This window comes from Scandinavium tedordense (genome assembly GCF_024764965.1).
Classification (GTDB): Bacteria; Pseudomonadota; Gammaproteobacteria; order Enterobacterales; family Enterobacteriaceae; genus Scandinavium; species Scandinavium tedordense.
The window spans coordinates 151,248-166,821 of sequence record NZ_JALIGG010000056.1 but is presented as its reverse complement, the minus strand read 5'-3'; the positions used below and the strand labels follow the sequence as shown (position 1 = coordinate 166,821).

Sequence of the window (15,574 nt, the reverse complement as noted above, 5' to 3'; positions counted from 1 at the left end):
GGCATTATCTTAAAGCGTCATGTGAATAGCTGACTGTTTCTGATTGTTATTATAGATAAGAAGAACTTAATATTTTACGTGAAGGCGCAATGGATTATGCGCTGCGTGAACGCTGAAATTTACAGGGGATATGGTACAATTCGTGCCGTTAAATCACGATGATTGAGGTGATGCTGCGAATGGCACAACTTTATTTTTACTACTCTGCAATGAATGCAGGGAAGTCTACGGCTTTGTTACAATCCTCCTATAATTACCAGGAACGCGGAATGCGAACGCTGGTTTATACCGCAGAAATTGACGACAGATTTGGCGCAGGAAAAGTCAGTTCCCGCATCGGATTATCCTCACCGGCGAAGCTCTACAACCAACAGACATCGCTGTTTGACGATATCGCTGCTGAGCACGCGCAGGAGCCGATTCATTGTGTGCTGGTAGATGAGAGCCAGTTCCTGACTCGCGAGCAGGTCTACGCGCTGTCAGAGGTTGTGGATGAGTTGGATATCCCGGTGCTGTGTTACGGCCTGCGTACAGATTTTCGCGGCGAGCTGTTTATTGGCAGCCAATATTTGCTGTGCTGGTCCGATAAACTGGTGGAATTAAAAACCATCTGCTTCTGTGGTCGTAAGGCGAGCATGGTGCTGCGACTGGATCAGGAAGGGCGTCCGTATAACGAAGGGGAACAGGTGGTTATCGGCGGGAATGAGCGCTACGTCTCCGTATGCCGTAAACATTACAAAGAAGCGCTTCTGGAAGGCTCTCTGAGCGCTATTCAGCAGCGAGTGCGAGGGAAGGTGGAAGAGTAATCTCACCACGCTTTAGCGCGCAACAGACATAAAAAAACCCGCCATCTGGCGGGTTTTTATTTGGCTTTCAAATTAAGCGGTTTTCTTCGCTTTTTTGTCAGCTTTAGCTGGAGCTGCTGCTTTCTTTTCAGCTACGTCGCCTTCGCTAAATTCGCGGCCGTAGTAGGTATCAAGCAGGATTTGCTTCAGTTCAGCAATCAGTGGGTAACGTGGGTTAGCACCGGTACACTGGTCATCAAACGCGTCTTCAGACAGTTTGTCAACGTGTGCCAGGAAGTCAGCTTCCTGAACACCTGCTTCACGGATAGACTTAGGAATACCCAGTTCAGCTTTGATGCTGTCCAGCCATGCCAGCAGTTTCTCGATTTTCGCAGCAGTACGGTCGCTGGAAGAAGTCAGACCCAAGTGGTCTGCGATTTCTGCGTAACGACGACGAGCCTGCGGACGGTCGTACTGGCTGAATGCAGTCTGCTTGGTCGGGTTGTCGTTCGCGTTGTAGCGAATAACGTTGCTGATTAGCAGGGCGTTGGCCAGACCGTGTGGAATGTGGAACTGGGAACCCAGTTTATGCGCCATGGAGTGACATACACCGAGGAAGGCGTTAGCAAACGCGATACCGGCGATAGTCGCAGCGTTGTGAACACGTTCACGTGCAACTGGGTTCTTAGAGCCTTCGTGGTAAGACGCTGGCAGGTTTTCTTTCAGCAGTTTCAGAGCCTGCAGAGCCTGACCATCAGAGAACTCAGATGCCAGTACAGACACATAAGCTTCCAGGGCGTGAGTTACCGCATCCAGACCACCGAATGCACACAGTGATTTCGGCATATCCATCACGAGGTTGGCATCAACGATAGCCATGTCCGGAGTCAGCGCGTAGTCAGCCAGTGGATATTTCTGACCAGTCGCATCATCGGTAACTACCGCAAACGGGGTCACTTCAGAACCGGTACCGGAAGTGGTGGTGACCGCAATCATCTTCGCTTTCACACCCATTTTCGGGAACTTGTAGATACGTTTACGGATGTCCATAAAGCGCAGAGCCAGTTCTTCGAAGTGAGTTTCTGGGTGTTCGTACATGACCCACATGATTTTCGCAGCATCCATCGGGGAACCGCCGCCCAGCGCGATAATCACGTCTGGTTTGAAGGAGTTCGCCAGTTCTGCACCTTTACGTACTACGGTCAGAGTTGGGTCAGCTTCAACTTCAAAGAACACTTCAGTTTCAACGCCAGCTGCTTTCAGAACAGACGTGATCTGGTCTGCATAGCCGTTGTTGAACAGGAAACGGTCAGTCACGATCATCGCACGTTTGTGACCATCGGTAATCACTTCATCCAGCGCAATTGGCAGTGAGCCACGACGGAAGTAGATGGATTTCGGAAGTTTGTGCCACAACATGTTTTCAGCTCGCTTAGCAACGGTTTTCTTGTTGATCAGGTGCTTAGGACCCACGTTCTCAGAGATGGAGTTACCACCCCAGGAACCACAACCCAGAGTCAGGGAAGGCGCGAGTTTGAAGTTGTAGAGGTCACCGATACCACCCTGAGACGCCGGGGTGTTAATCAGAATACGAGCCGTCTTCATTTTGTCGCCGAAGTGCTTAACGCGCTCTGGCTGGTTGTCCTGGTCGGTGTACAGGCAAGAGGTGTGGCCGATGCCGCCCATCTCAACCAGTTTTTCCGCTTTAACAACGGCGTCTTCGAAGTTCTTAGCACGGTACATCGCCAGAGTCGGAGACAGTTTTTCGTGAGCGAACGGCTCGGATTCGTCAACAAGGGTCACTTCGCCAATCAGAATTTTGGTATCTGCTGGGACGGTGAAGCCTGCCAGTTCTGCAATTTTGGTTGCTGGCTGACCAACGATAGCTGCGTTCAGACCGCCATTTTTCAGGATGATGTCCTGAACGGCTTTCAGCTCTTTGCCCTGCAGCATGTAGCCGCCGTGAGAAGCAAAACGCTCACGTACAGCAGCGTACGCAGAGTCAACTACGATAACGGACTGTTCAGATGCACAGATTACGCCGTTGTCGAAGGTTTTAGACATCAGGATGGACGCCACAACGCGTTTCACATCAGCTGTTTCATCAACAACAACAGGGGTGTTACCCGCACCTACGCCGATGGCAGGTTTACCGGAGCTGTATGCTGCTTTAACCATGCCCGGGCCACCCGTGGCGAGGATCATGTTGATGTCTGGGTGATGCATCAGAGCGTTGGACAGCTCTACGGAAGGCTGATCAATCCAACCAATCAGATCTTTCGGCGCACCTGCTGCGATTGCAGCCTGGAGAACGATATCAGCGGCTTTGTTAGTCGCGTCTTTCGCACGTGGGTGTGGGGAGAAGATGATTGCGTTACGCGTCTTCAGGCTGATAAGAGACTTGAAGATAGCGGTAGATGTTGGGTTGGTGGTCGGTACGATACCGCAGATGATGCCGATAGGTTCAGCGATGGTGATAGTACCGAAAGTGTCATCTTCAGACAGGACACCACAGGTTTTTTCATCTTTATAGGCGTTGTAGATATACTCAGAAGCAAAGTGGTTTTTAATCACTTTATCTTCCACGATACCCATGCCAGATTCGGCAACGGCCAGTTTCGCGAGAGGGATTCGAGCATCTGCAGCAGCCAGTGCGGCCGCGCGGAAGATTTTATCAACCTGTTCTTGGGTGAAGTTGGCATATTCACGCTGAGCTTTTTTTACGCGCTCGACGAGTGCGTTCAGTTCAGCGACATTAGTAACAGCCATAAATGCTCTCCTGGATAATGTTAAACTTTTTTAGTAAATCAGCTGCGCGATACGTCAGTATAGACAGACCACAAGCAGCTTGCGTAAGAGCCATAAAAACAACAGGTTACTTAACGACCTTCATCCACTGATTTACTAAAAGAGCCTTCCATTACACCCGGTAGAGGTACCGGGCTACTCCCTGGTGCGACATTAAGATTACCCACTTCTGAGTACGAATTGCGTGATCTAAATCAAGATTACACCAAGCTGACTCCATTCAGCAGGCCGATTTTAGCGGTTTGTATCAAGTGTTAAAAGATCGTAATTTCGGGCTGGGGTAACATTAGCATAATTTAAACAGATACATAACAACGTGTATTGGTAGCGTTTTACAGCAGATTTGTGGTGAAGAATGCCGTCAAACAGCGTATCTTCAGCGCGTTTTTCGTGATTACTGTACGTCAACTACTACAATTGATGAGGGCGCGGGGTTACCGTGATTCAATCGCTGTTCGATTTTCCAACTTATATTAAGTTTTTCATTGGCTTATTTGCGCTGGTAAACCCGGTGGGTATCATCCCGGTGTTCATCAGTATGACCAGCTACCAGTCAGCGCCTGCGCGCAATAAAACCAACCTGACGGCAAACCTTTCGGTCGCCATCATCTTGTGGACTTCACTGTTTCTTGGTGACGGCATTCTGCAACTCTTCGGTATCTCTATCGACTCGTTCCGTATTGCGGGCGGTATTCTGGTGGTCACGATTGCGATGTCGATGATCAGCGGAAAGCTCGGTGAGGATAAACAGAATAAGCAGGAAAAATCAGAGACGGCAATCCGCGAAAGCGTTGGCGTTGTCCCCCTGGCATTACCCTTAATGGCCGGGCCGGGGGCAATCAGCTCCACGATTGTCTGGGGCACGCGCTACCATAATATCGCGCATCTGATTGGCTTCTCCGTCGCTATCGCGATTTTTGCCGGTTGCTGTTGGGGACTGTTCCGCATTGCGCCGTGGTTGGTGCGGTTACTGGGACAAACGGGTATCAACGTTATCACCCGTATCATGGGTCTGCTGCTGATGGCGCTTGGCATTGAATTTATTGTGGCCGGTATCAAATCTATCTTCCCCGGATTGCTCGCATGACACGGTCCTGAAACGGGGCGAACACGCCCCCGTTTTTTCTTTCATCTATTAGCAAAACATATCAATAAATGTGAATTATCCCGTCGTAATAGCCTTCTGTTATTCCTCATTAATTCTATTATTATCAGGTAATTAACCTTAAGAGCTCCGTGTAGTACCCTGGGCAATAATGTTATTTCACTAACATGATACTCTTACGCTTGCCGTGGGATATTTGAAATGTTATTAGTAATTTCAACGTTCACGCAGAGTAATGTGCTAAATAATAATCAATTGTTAAATTTTTGTGCAAAAAGCCGCCGCCGGCGTTGTGCGACCCGCGTGCTGGGGCGTTTTTTGATTAACTTAATGATTAATAAAAATTAAATTTCAATCGGCACTGCGAAAATTGGCCTGTTTTATTCGACACAGGTTCAACAAAAGAGAATTGGTTAACAAATTTGCAAATTGTATTGGCGGGGGAGAAATGCTTTTGGTACTTTCCGCCCAGACATTTCGCGATACAAAAAGTGGAGATGAGAATAATTTTCAAATAAATCTCCTGATGCGAAAAAGAATCTTGGTTATCCCGACAGGGGGATGGCCTAAAGAATCGACGAAAGGTTGCCGAATAAAGAGTGACCGTAATAAAGAAGTCGGTGATAGCACGCAGTAAACCCTAAATAATTCGAGTTGCAGAAAGGCGGCAAACCTGGGAATCCCCAGGAGCTTACTCCAGTAAGTAACTGGGGTGAACAGACGAAGCCAACGAAGCAGCAACGTGAAGTATGACGGGTAAAACACCTGACAGACGCATTCACTCCTGCGCTGTATGGGAACCCTTCGGGGATTAAACAGGCTGGCACAGCCAGTAATTATAATGAGCGGAGTATCAACACAATGTCCAACATCACAAAAAAAAGCCTCATTGCAGCCGGTGTTTTAGCTGCACTTATCGCAGGAAGTGCAATGGCTGCAGACGTTCCTGCAGGTGTTAAGCTGGCAGATAAGCAAACCATGATCCGTAACAATGGCGCTGAGCCGCAGTCACTGGATCCGAACAAAATTGAAGGTGTTCCAGAAGCAAACGTGAGCCGTGACCTGTTCGAAGGCCTGCTCATCACGTCCACCAAAGATGGTCACCCGATCCCGGGCGTAGCAGAAAGCTGGGATAACAAAGATTTCAAAGTGTGGACCTTCCATCTGCGTAAAGACGCAAAATGGTCCAACGGCGAGCCGGTAACGGCACAAGATTTCGTTTATAGCTGGCAGCGTCTGGTGGACCCGAAAACCGCGTCCCCGTATGCGAGCTATCCGCAGTACGGTCACATCCTGAATGTTGATGAAATCATCGACGGCAAAAAACCGACCTCCGATCTCGGCGTGAAAGCCATCGACGATCACACTCTGGAAGTCACTCTGAGCGAACCGGTTCCTTATTTCTACAAACTGCTGGTGAACCCGGCGATGTCCCCGGTAAATAAAACCGCCATCGACAAATTCGGTGAGAAGTGGACTCAGCCTGCCAATATCGTCACCAACGGTGCGTATAAACTGAAAGACTGGGTAGTGAACGAGCGCATCGTAATGGAGCGCAATACCAACTACTGGGATAACAAAGATACCGTTATTGACCAGATTACCTATCTGCCAATCTCTTCTGAAGTCACCGACGTAAACCGCTACCGTAGCGGCGAAATCGACATGACCTATAACAACCTGCCGATTGAGCTGTTCCAGAAGCTGAAGAAAGAGATCCCAACCGAAGTTCACGTTGACCCGTACCTGTGCACCTATTACTACGAAATTAACAATCAGAAAGCCCCGTTCACCGATGAGCGTGTACGTACCGCATTGAAACTGGGCCTGGACCGCGACATCATCGTCAACAAAGTGAAAGCGCAGGGTGACCTGCCAGCTTACGGTTACACCCCTCCGTACACTGATGGCGCGAAGCTGACCAAACCAGAGTGGTTTACCTGGACTCAGGAAAAACGTAACGCAGAAGCGAAGAAACTGCTGGCCGAAGCAGGCTACACCGCAGATAAGCCGCTGACCTTCGAACTGTTGTACAACACCTCTGATCTTCACAAAAAACTGGCAATCGCTGCCGCGTCTATCTGGAAGAAAAACCTGGGCGTGAACGTGAAGCTGGTTAACCAGGAGTGGAAAACCTTCCTGGATACCCGTCATCAGGGTACTTACGACGTTGCGCGTGCTGGCTGGTGTGCGGACTACAACGAACCGACGTCCTTCCTGAATACCATGCTGTCTGATAGCTCAATGAACACCGCGCACTATAAGAGCCCGGCGTTTGATGCGATCATGAAGCAGACTCTTCAAGCGACCGACGAAGCACAGCGTGTTGCGCTGTATGACAAAGCTGAACAGCAGCTGGGCAAAGACTCCGCTATCGTTCCGGTCTATTACTATGTGAATGCCCGTCTGGTGAAACCATGGATTGGCGGTTATACCGGTAAAGATCCGATGGACAACATCTACACCAAAGATTTGTACATCATTAAGCATTAATGGCAATACGTGGGGCAACACAGGGTTGCCCCACTGTGTCTTATTTCACGCACTATCACATGACTGCATCAGCCACGCTGAATTGCGACATGTAAAGGCACACGCCAGAAGGTACGGGCAATGTTGAAATTTATATTACGTCGCTGTCTGGAAGCAATTCCGACACTCTTTATCCTGATTACCATTTCCTTCTTTATGATGCGTCTGGCGCCGGGCAGTCCATTTACCGGCGAACGTACGCTGCCGCCAGAAGTCATGGCGAACATTGAAGCCAAATATCACCTGAATGATCCTATCGGGGTCCAGTACTTCAATTATTTGAAGCAGCTGGCACACGGCGATTTTGGACCGTCATTCAAATATAAAGATTATTCTGTGAACGACCTGGTGGTCGCGAGCTTCCCGGTGTCAGCTAAGTTAGGTTTTGCTGCATTCTTCCTCGCCGTAATCCTGGGCGTTAGTGCCGGGGTAATAGCCGCGCTGAATCAAAATACCAAATGGGATTATGCCGTCATGGGGGTGGCGATGACCGGGGTGGTTATCCCGAGCTTCGTGGTCGCGCCATTGCTGGTGATGATATTTGCCATCACGCTGCACTGGTTGCCGGGCGGTGGCTGGAACGGCGGGGCGGTGCAATACATGATCCTGCCGATGGTGGCGCTGTCGCTGGCCTATATCGCTAGTATCGCACGTATCACCCGTGGTTCGATGATTGAAGTCCTGCACTCCAACTTCATTCGTACCGCAAGGGCGAAAGGGTTGCCGATGCGCAGCATTATTCTGCGTCATGCGCTGAAACCGGCGCTGCTGCCAGTGCTTTCGTATATGGGACCAGCGTTTGTGGGCATCATCACCGGTTCGATGGTCATCGAAACCATTTACGGCCTGCCGGGTATCGGTCAGCTGTTCGTGAATGGCGCACTGAACCGCGATTATTCCCTGGTACTGAGCCTGACCATTCTGGTCGGTGCGCTGACCATTCTGTTTAACGCGATCGTCGATGTGCTGTATGCCGTTATCGATCCGAAAATCCGTTACTGACACTGGAGTTCGCCATGATGTTGAGTAAGAAAAACAGCGAGGCGCTGGAACACTTCAGTGAAAAACTGGAAGTTGAAGGTCGCAGCCTTTGGCAGGACGCCCGCCGTCGTTTTATGCATAACCGTGCGGCGGTTGCCAGCCTGATTGTGCTGGTGGTTATCGCCCTGTTCGTAACGCTGGCCCCGATGCTATCGCAGTTCAGCTACTTCGATACCGACTGGGACATGATGTCCAGCGCCCCTGATATGCCTTCTGGGCACTATTTCGGGACCGATTCATCCGGCCGTGATTTATTAGTACGTGTCGCGATTGGTGGTCGAATCTCGCTGATGGTAGGGATCGCCGCGGCGCTGGTCGCCGTAATCCTGGGGACGCTGTACGGCTCACTTTCCGGCTATCTCGGTGGAAAGGTGGATTCCGTCATGATGCGTCTGCTGGAAATCCTGAACTCCTTCCCGTTCATGTTCTTCGTTATTTTGCTGGTGACGTTCTTTGGCCAAAACATCCTGCTTATCTTTGTGGCAATCGGGATGGTTTCCTGGCTGGATATGGCGCGTATCGTACGCGGTCAGACCTTAAGCCTGAAGCGCAAAGAATTTATCGAAGCGGCACAGGTGGGCGGTGTCTCAACCGCAAATATCGTTGTGCGCCATATTGTGCCAAACGTGCTGGGCGTGGTGGTGGTTTACGCTTCACTGCTGGTGCCAAGCATGATCCTGTTTGAATCGTTCCTGAGCTTCCTCGGTCTGGGTACCCAAGAGCCACTCAGCAGCTGGGGCGCATTACTGAGTGATGGCGCCAACTCTATGGAAGTGTCTCCATGGCTGCTGCTGTATCCGGCAGGTTTCCTAGTGGTAACCCTGTTTTGTTTCAACTTTATCGGCGATGGCCTGCGTGATGCCCTCGACCCGAAAGACCGCTAAGGAGTGATGCCATGAGCACGATTGAAATGGTTAACGCCCCGCAGCAGCAACAATCTGGTCTGCTGCTGGACGTGAAAGATTTACGCGTAACGTTTGCCACCGCAGACGGCGACGTGACGGCGGTAAATGATCTGAATTTCAGCCTGAGAGCAGGCGAAACGCTGGGGATCGTCGGTGAATCCGGTTCCGGTAAATCCCAGACCGCGTTTGCGCTGATGGGCTTGCTGGCGAAGAACGGCCGCATTGGCGGCGTCGCGTCTTTTAACGGCCGTCAGATCCTGAATCTACCGGAGAAAGAGCTTAACCGCCTGCGCGCCGAACAGATTTCGATGATTTTCCAGGATCCGATGACGTCCCTGAACCCGTACATGCGGGTAGGCGAGCAGCTGATGGAAGTGCTGATGCTGCACAAAGGCATGGGTAAAGCCGAAGCATTTGAAGAGTCCGTGCGGATGCTGGATGCGGTAAAAATGCCGGAAGCGCGTAAGCGTATGCGCATGTACCCGCACGAGTTTTCTGGTGGTATGCGTCAGCGTGTGATGATCGCCATGGCGCTGCTGTGTCGGCCAAAACTTCTGATTGCGGATGAACCGACAACCGCACTGGACGTGACTGTTCAGGCGCAAATCATGACCCTGCTGAATGAGCTGAAAAGTGAATTCAACACCGCCATCATCATGATCACGCATGATCTTGGCGTTGTGGCCGGGATCTGTGACAAAGTGCTGGTGATGTACGCTGGACGCACCATGGAATATGGCAACGCGCGCGACGTGTTTTATCACCCGGCGCACCCGTATTCAGTAGGGCTGCTTAACGCGGTGCCGCGTCTGGATGCGGAAGGTGAAGCGCTGTTAACCATTCCTGGCAACCCGCCAAACCTGATGCGTCTGCCGAAAGGCTGTCCGTTCCAGCCACGCTGCCCGCATGCGATGGAAATCTGCAATACGGCTCCGCCTCTGGAGGCGTTCGCGCCTGGCCGTTTACGCGCCTGCTTTAAACCGGTGGGGGATCTGGTATGAACGCCGTGACTGAAGATAAAAAAGTTCTGCTCGAAATTGCCGATCTGAAAGTGCACTTTGACATCAAAGACGGCAAACAGTGGTTCTGGCAGCCCTCGAAAACCCTGAAGGCGGTCGATGGCGTAACGCTGCGACTGTATGAAGGCGAAACGCTGGGTGTGGTCGGAGAATCTGGCTGTGGTAAATCGACCTTTGCCCGCGCCATCATCGGTCTGGTGAAAGCCACCGAAGGGCGTGTCGCCTGGCTGGGTAAAGATTTACTGGGCATGAAACCGGACGAATGGCGCGCCGTGCGCAGCGACATTCAGATGATTTTCCAGGATCCGCTGGCTTCCCTGAATCCGCGTATGAATATCGGTGATATCATCGCCGAGCCGCTGCGCACCTATCATCCGAAAATGCCTCGTCAGGAAGTCCGTGACCGCGTGAAGGCGATGATGATGAAAGTAGGCCTGCTGCCGAACCTCATCAACCGTTACCCGCATGAGTTTTCCGGTGGTCAGTGTCAGCGTATCGGCATCGCACGTGCGTTGATTCTTGAGCCAAAACTGATTATCTGTGACGAGCCAGTTTCGGCGTTGGATGTGTCGATCCAGGCGCAGGTGGTAAACCTGCTCCAGCAGCTGCAACGTGAAATGGGCCTGTCGCTTATTTTCATCGCCCATGATCTGGCGGTGGTAAAACACATCTCCGATCGTGTACTGGTAATGTATCTGGGCCACGCGGTAGAGCTGGGCACCTACGATCAGGTTTACCACAATCCGCTGCACCCCTACACCAAAGCGCTGATGTCCGCGGTGCCCATTCCAGACCCGGATCTGGAAAAGAACAAAAAGATACAATTATTGGAAGGTGAGTTACCGTCACCTATCAACCCGCCGTCAGGCTGCGTATTCCGCACCCGTTGCCCGATTGCCGGGCCGGAATGCGCGAAAACGCGACCGGTTCTGGAGGGTAGCTTCCGACATGCCGTTTCCTGTCTGAAGGTGGACCCGCTATAATCTCCCGGGCTGACAAATGTCAGCCCTTTTTATTGTGAGGTTATTGTGCCCGTCGCCCCGGTTTCACTCCGTCAGCGTCTTTACCGCATTCTGTTTGATCAAAGTACCCGCTGCGGACGTCGCGTCGAGGCGTTGTGCGGTTTTTTTGCGCTATTCAGCGTCATGATTATTTTTATCGAATCGGCATTGGATTCTCATTACCATCTGACTTTCGATCAGTGGCACACCTTTGTCTATTTGGAACTGCTCATCACTGCGGTATTTACCGTTGAGTATTTTCTTCGAGTGCTGTGCTGGCCGCAGCCCGCGAAATATGTATTCAGCTTTTGGGGAATAATCGATTTAATCACCGTGCTGCCGATGTATGTTCTTTGGCTATGGCCGGAAATCAGCGTGAATTATGTTTTCGCCTGGCGGGCATTAAGGACCATTCGTATTCTGCGCGTGCTAAAGCTGCTGCGCTATATGTCATCACTGCGGATCTTCTGGGTGGCGATTGTCAGCGCCCGACATCAATTAATGGTGTTCTATTTCTTAATCGCGATTGTGATGGTGGTGTTCGGCTCGCTGATGTACGGCATCGAAGGCCCTGAGAACGGCTTTGTGACCTTAGGGGCGTCGGTGTACTGGGCGGTGGTAACCGCCACTACCGTGGGCTACGGCGATATTGCCCCACACACCGGTGTCGGGCGGTTTGTGGCGTCGCTTCTCATTTTGATTGGTTACTCGGTAATCGCCATTCCAACCGGGTTAATTACCACCCATATGAGTAATGAGTTTCAGAATCGCCGTAGTGCCCGTGTGTGCGCTAAATGTCGGCATACAGGGCATGAAAAAAAAGCGAACTACTGCAGCATTTGTGGCACGCCATTACCGGAAGGGAAATAAAAAAGGCTGCGTAAGCAGCCTTATCTTGTTCATATTCTGCGATTATTCACGCCACAGAATATGGCAAATCTTGTGGTCTTTATCGCGACACAGCAGCACGCGGGCAAAGATATCGTTTAATTCGCCGCCATCGGTATCGGCCAGACCGATAACCACTTCAGCGAAGAAATCAGGGTTCAAATCGAAATCGACATGTTCCTGCCAGTCTTCGGCCGGGTCGAAAAGCTCGGCGCCGCCACGTTCTTCAAACTGCAAATTAAAGATAATGATATCCGCAGGATCGAGGTTATCACCCGCCAGTTCGAGAAAAATATCGTAGGCCTGCTCGAGCGTTTCGTCTTCGGTCAGGCGATTATTTAAATCCATTTCCATGATGACACCTAGATTTTCAGCTAATGGGCACGTTTTACAGCAACGGACTAAAGAAGTAAAACAGTCGCTCGGTGACGCGCTGCCACAGCGGGCGTTTTAACCAGCGCTGAGCATCCAGCAGGCGCGAACGGGAAATATAATCGTCCTGTACCGCTGCCAAATCACCACCAAAACCAGCGTCATCAATCGCCAGAGTGATTTCAAAGTTCAGCCACAGGCTGCGCATATCCAGGTTGACCGTGCCGACCAGGCTCAGCTCGCCGTCGACCAGTACGCTCTTGGTATGCAGCAGGCCGCCTTCGAACTGATAAATCTTAACGCCAGCGGCTAACAGCTCGGTGAAGAAGGCACGGCTCGCCCAACCTACCAGCACCGAATCGTTCTTGCGCGGCATAACAATACTCACGTCCACCCCACGCTGAGCGGCGGTGCAAATTGCGTGCAGCAGGTCGTCGCTTGGCACAAAGTACGGGGTGGTCATTATCAGGTATTCACGTGCAGAATAAGCCGCAGTGAGCAGGGCCTGATGAATTAAGTCTTCGGGGAAACCCGGGCCGGAAGCGATGGTATGGATAGTGTGCCCACTCGCTTCTTCGAACGGCATAATATTGGCGTCCGGGGTAGGGGGCAGAATGCGTTTGCCGGTTTCGATTTCCCAGTCGCAGGAGTAGACAATCCCCATTGAAGTGGCGATTGGACCTTCCATACGAGCCATCAAATCGACCCATTGCCCAACGCCTGCCTCCTGTTTGAAGAAGCGCGGATCGACCATATTCATGCTGCCGGTGTAGGCAATATAATTATCGATCATCACCATTTTACGATGCTGACGCAAGTCCATACGGCGCAGAAATACACGCATCAAATTAACCTTGAGCGCTTCCACCACTTCGATACCGGCGTTACGCATCATCGCCGCCCATGGGCTGCGGAAAAAGTCGACGCTACCGGCGGAATCCAGCATTAACCGGCAGTGCACACCCCGACGCGCGGCGGCCATCAACGATTCCGCAACCTGGTCAGCCATGCCACCCGGGTGCCAGATATAGAAAACCATTTCGATATTGTGACGCGCGAGCTGAATGTCGCGGATCAGCGCCTGCATGACGTCATCCGATTCGGTCAGCAGCTGGAGCTGATTGCCTTTAACTCCGGCAATGCCCTGACGACGTTCGCACAGTTTGAACAGTGAGCTCGCCACCGGGCTGTTAGATTCCGCAAATATATGATTGCAGGCTTTAAGATCGTTGAGCCACTTGGCGGTAGACGGCCACATCGCACGGGCACGTTCGGCACGACGCTTCCCCAGATGCAACTCTCCCACGGAAAGATAGGCGATGATCCCGACCAACGGCAGAATATAAATGATCAGCAACCATGCCATTGCTGAAGGTACCGCGCGTCGTTTCATCAGGATACGTAACGTCACGCCCGCGATTAACAACCAATACCCCAGAATGACCAGCCAACTCACCACGGTGTAGAAGGTTGTCATAAAAAATCCTTTTGAAAGCCTGTCGTTAAGAGTTTACGCGTACGGATTCATCTGGCAAATAAAAACAGGCGGCAAAAGACTGGTCAGCCGGGCGCAAGGGTTTATAATGTTCGCTCTTTCATCTCTGAGATGTTGAAATGAAGCGTAGCAGAAACGAAGTGGGGCGCTGGCGGATGCTGAGACAAGCCAGCCGTCGCAAAGCGCGTTGGCTGGAAGCTCAGTCGCGCCGCAACATGCGTATCCACTCAATCAGAAAATGTTTGGGCGCGCGGCAGCGAAATTCACTGCTCTTCGCAATCTACGAATTTTGATAACAAAAAAAGGCACCGCATGCGGTGCCTCTTGTTTTTTGGGTTTTATCAGAACACTTTCTTGTACGGACGCACTCTCACATTACCGTACACCGCCGCCGCAACGTACGGATCGGCTTCAGCCCAGGCCTGTGCCGCTTCCAGCGACTCAAACTCTGCAATCACCGTCGAACCGCTAAAACCGGCTGCGCCAGGATCGTTACTGTCCACAGCGGGCATTGGGCCTGCGGTCAGCAGACGGCCTTCGTCGTGCAGCAACTGCAGACGGGCAAGATGAGCAGGGCGGACCGACAAACGTTTTTCCAGAGAGTCGGCGACATCTTCAGCATAAATCACGTAAAGCACGGGCACAGTCCTTATCGGTAAATAGTCGAAACACGTTATTTCAAAGCGCTGATGACTGCAATGCAAAGATTCCTGGAGGCTTGGCAGAACGTGATAAGTGTGTTTTTTTTCGCCAACAGTGGCAGAAAGTTGACCGAAGATAAGATGGCTTATTGAATATGATTGCTATTTGCATTTAAAATCGAGGCATCATTTTTCAACTGCAGCGATTATGACTTCAATGACCCTCGATATGCCTCGCCGTTTTCCGTGGCCCACGTTGCTTTCTGTGGTCATTCACGGAGCCTTAGTGGCGGGTTTACTTTATACCTCGGTACATCAGGTTATTGAACTGCCCGCACCCGCGCAGCCTATTACGGTGACGATGGTAGCGCCAGCCGATCTGGAGCCGCCGCAGGCTGTACAACCGCCGCCACAACCGGTGGTTGAACCTGAGCCGGAGCCTGAGCCAGAAGTGGTGCCAGAACCGCCGAAAGAAGCGCCGGTGGTGATTCATAAGCCTGAGCCGAAACCTAAACCTAAACCTAAGCCAAAGCCGAAACCGAAACCGGTGAAAAAGGTGGAACAACCGAAGCCACAGCCGAAACCGGTTGAGCCGCGCCCGGCGTCACCGTTTGAAAATTCGACGACCCAGAGCCGTCCGGCGACCAATACCGCTCCTGCGCCAAGCAAACCAGCCGTAACGGCACCTACCGGCCCACGGGCATTAAGCCGTGGTGAGCCGCAATATCCGGCCCGCGCCCAGGCGTTGCGTATTGAAGGCAAAGTGCGCGTGAAGTTTGACGTTACGGCAGATGGGCGCGTGGATAATCTCGAGATCCTCTCAGCCCAACCGTCGAACATGTTTGAGCGTGAGGTGAAAACTGCGATGCGCAAATGGCGCTACGAACCGGGTAAACCGGGTTCAGGGATTGTCATGAATATCGAATTCCGTCTCAAAGGCGTTTCGATTAACTAACGCAGCAATTAATAAATGAAGCCCCTT

At 51.6% G+C, this 15,574-nt stretch carries 14 protein-coding genes; 10 read left to right on the top strand and 4 right to left on the bottom strand.

The genetic code is table 11. The features are described 5' to 3' along the window. Positions 1–179 precede the first annotated feature (179 nt). A complete protein-coding gene (tdk, locus tag MUU46_RS13955) occupies positions 180–806 on the top strand; it encodes a thymidine kinase (RefSeq protein ID WP_258965811.1) in 627 nt (208 codons plus the stop codon). A 72-nt stretch (positions 807–878) separates the two neighbouring features. Here tdk and adhE read toward each other — a convergent pair whose 3' ends face one another. Next, positions 879–3,554, bottom strand: a complete 2,676-nt coding sequence (gene adhE, locus MUU46_RS13950) for a bifunctional acetaldehyde-CoA/alcohol dehydrogenase (RefSeq protein ID WP_159755848.1) — start codon at positions 3,552–3,554, stop codon at positions 879–881. Positions 3,555–4,032: 478 nt separating this feature from the next. Between adhE and MUU46_RS13945 the strand changes: the two genes are divergently transcribed. From MUU46_RS13945 to MUU46_RS13915, 7 genes are all read left to right on the top strand, one after another. After that, positions 4,033–4,680: a YchE family NAAT transporter gene (locus MUU46_RS13945; protein ID WP_159755851.1), complete on the top strand. Its 648-nt coding sequence runs from the start codon at positions 4,033–4,035 to the stop codon at positions 4,678–4,680. 879 nt (positions 4,681–5,559) lie between these two features. Beyond that, a complete protein-coding gene (gene oppA / locus MUU46_RS13940) occupies positions 5,560–7,191 on the top strand; it encodes an oligopeptide ABC transporter substrate-binding protein OppA (protein ID WP_258965810.1) in 1,632 nt (543 codons plus the stop codon). Between the two features lie 120 nt (positions 7,192–7,311). Further along, a complete protein-coding gene (gene oppB, locus MUU46_RS13935) occupies positions 7,312–8,232 on the top strand; it encodes an oligopeptide ABC transporter permease OppB (protein ID WP_258965809.1) in 921 nt (306 codons plus the stop codon). Between the two features lie 14 nt (positions 8,233–8,246). After that, positions 8,247–9,155 (top strand): oligopeptide ABC transporter permease OppC, encoded by a 909-nt coding sequence (gene oppC, locus MUU46_RS13930; protein WP_159755860.1) that lies wholly within the window; start codon positions 8,247–8,249, stop codon positions 9,153–9,155. A gap of 11 nt (positions 9,156–9,166) precedes the next feature. Then, a complete protein-coding gene (locus MUU46_RS13925; RefSeq protein ID WP_159755863.1) occupies positions 9,167–10,177 on the top strand; it encodes an ABC transporter ATP-binding protein in 1,011 nt (336 codons plus the stop codon). After that, entirely contained in the window at positions 10,174–11,178 is a 1,005-nt protein-coding gene (oppF, locus tag MUU46_RS13920; RefSeq protein WP_159755866.1) for a murein tripeptide/oligopeptide ABC transporter ATP-binding protein OppF, read from the top strand. Before MUU46_RS13925 ends, oppF begins: the two co-directional genes overlap by 4 nt. 45 nt (positions 11,179–11,223) lie before the next feature. Then, positions 11,224–12,066 carry an ion transporter gene (locus tag MUU46_RS13915; protein ID WP_159755869.1) on the top strand — a complete coding sequence of 281 codons (843 nt, stop codon included), beginning with the start codon at positions 11,224–11,226 and terminating at the stop codon, positions 12,064–12,066. 42 nt (positions 12,067–12,108) lie between these two features. On the opposite strand, the gene MUU46_RS13910 is transcribed toward MUU46_RS13915, so the two are convergent. Further along, positions 12,109–12,438, bottom strand: a complete 330-nt coding sequence (locus tag MUU46_RS13910) for an HI1450 family dsDNA-mimic protein (RefSeq protein WP_110508601.1) — start codon at positions 12,436–12,438, stop codon at positions 12,109–12,111. Between the two features lie 34 nt (positions 12,439–12,472). Then, the gene (cls, locus tag MUU46_RS13905; RefSeq protein WP_159755872.1) at positions 12,473–13,933 is read right to left on the bottom strand and encodes a cardiolipin synthase; all 1,461 of its coding nucleotides are present in this window, start codon (positions 13,931–13,933) and stop codon (positions 12,473–12,475) included. A 137-nt stretch (positions 13,934–14,070) separates the two neighbouring features. On the opposite strand from cls, the gene MUU46_RS13900 reads away from it, so the two are divergent. Further along, positions 14,071–14,244, top strand: a complete 174-nt coding sequence (locus MUU46_RS13900) for a YciY family protein (RefSeq protein ID WP_159755875.1) — start codon at positions 14,071–14,073, stop codon at positions 14,242–14,244. 48 nt (positions 14,245–14,292) lie between these two features. Here the strand turns inward: MUU46_RS13900 and MUU46_RS13895 are convergent, their stop codons facing one another. Continuing rightward, on the bottom strand, positions 14,293–14,589 hold the full coding sequence (locus tag MUU46_RS13895; RefSeq protein WP_159755878.1) for a YciI family protein: 297 nt from the start codon (positions 14,587–14,589) through the stop codon (positions 14,293–14,295). A gap of 220 nt (positions 14,590–14,809) precedes the next feature. Here MUU46_RS13895 and tonB point away from each other — a divergent pair, with 220 nt between their 5' ends. Beyond that, positions 14,810–15,547, top strand: coding sequence for a TonB system transport protein TonB (gene tonB / locus MUU46_RS13890; protein ID WP_258966014.1), 738 nt, complete (start codon positions 14,810–14,812; stop codon positions 15,545–15,547). The last annotated feature ends 27 nt before the right edge of the window (positions 15,548–15,574 follow it).

What these genes read in the sequence shown, in the direction of transcription:
- tdk (WP_258965811.1), top strand. Translation starts at nt 180, where the DNA reads ATGGCACAACTTTATTTTTACTACTCTGCAATGAATGCAGGGAAGTCT.
- adhE (WP_159755848.1), bottom strand. Translation starts at nt 3,554, where the DNA reads ATGGCTGTTACTAATGTCGCTGAACTGAACGCACTCGTCGAGCGCGTA.
- oppA (WP_258965810.1), top strand. Translation starts at nt 5,560, where the DNA reads ATGTCCAACATCACAAAAAAAAGCCTCATTGCAGCCGGTGTTTTAGCT.
- oppB (WP_258965809.1), top strand. Translation starts at nt 7,312, where the DNA reads ATGTTGAAATTTATATTACGTCGCTGTCTGGAAGCAATTCCGACACTC.
- oppC (WP_159755860.1), top strand. Translation starts at nt 8,247, where the DNA reads ATGATGTTGAGTAAGAAAAACAGCGAGGCGCTGGAACACTTCAGTGAA.
- MUU46_RS13925 (WP_159755863.1), top strand. Translation starts at nt 9,167, where the DNA reads ATGAGCACGATTGAAATGGTTAACGCCCCGCAGCAGCAACAATCTGGT.
- oppF (WP_159755866.1), top strand. Translation starts at nt 10,174, where the DNA reads ATGAACGCCGTGACTGAAGATAAAAAAGTTCTGCTCGAAATTGCCGAT.
- MUU46_RS13910 (WP_110508601.1), bottom strand. Translation starts at nt 12,438, where the DNA reads ATGGAAATGGATTTAAATAATCGCCTGACCGAAGACGAAACGCTCGAG.
- cls (WP_159755872.1), bottom strand. Translation starts at nt 13,933, where the DNA reads ATGACAACCTTCTACACCGTGGTGAGTTGGCTGGTCATTCTGGGGTAT.
- MUU46_RS13900 (WP_159755875.1), top strand. Translation starts at nt 14,071, where the DNA reads ATGAAGCGTAGCAGAAACGAAGTGGGGCGCTGGCGGATGCTGAGACAA.
- tonB (WP_258966014.1), top strand. Translation starts at nt 14,810, where the DNA reads ATGACCCTCGATATGCCTCGCCGTTTTCCGTGGCCCACGTTGCTTTCT.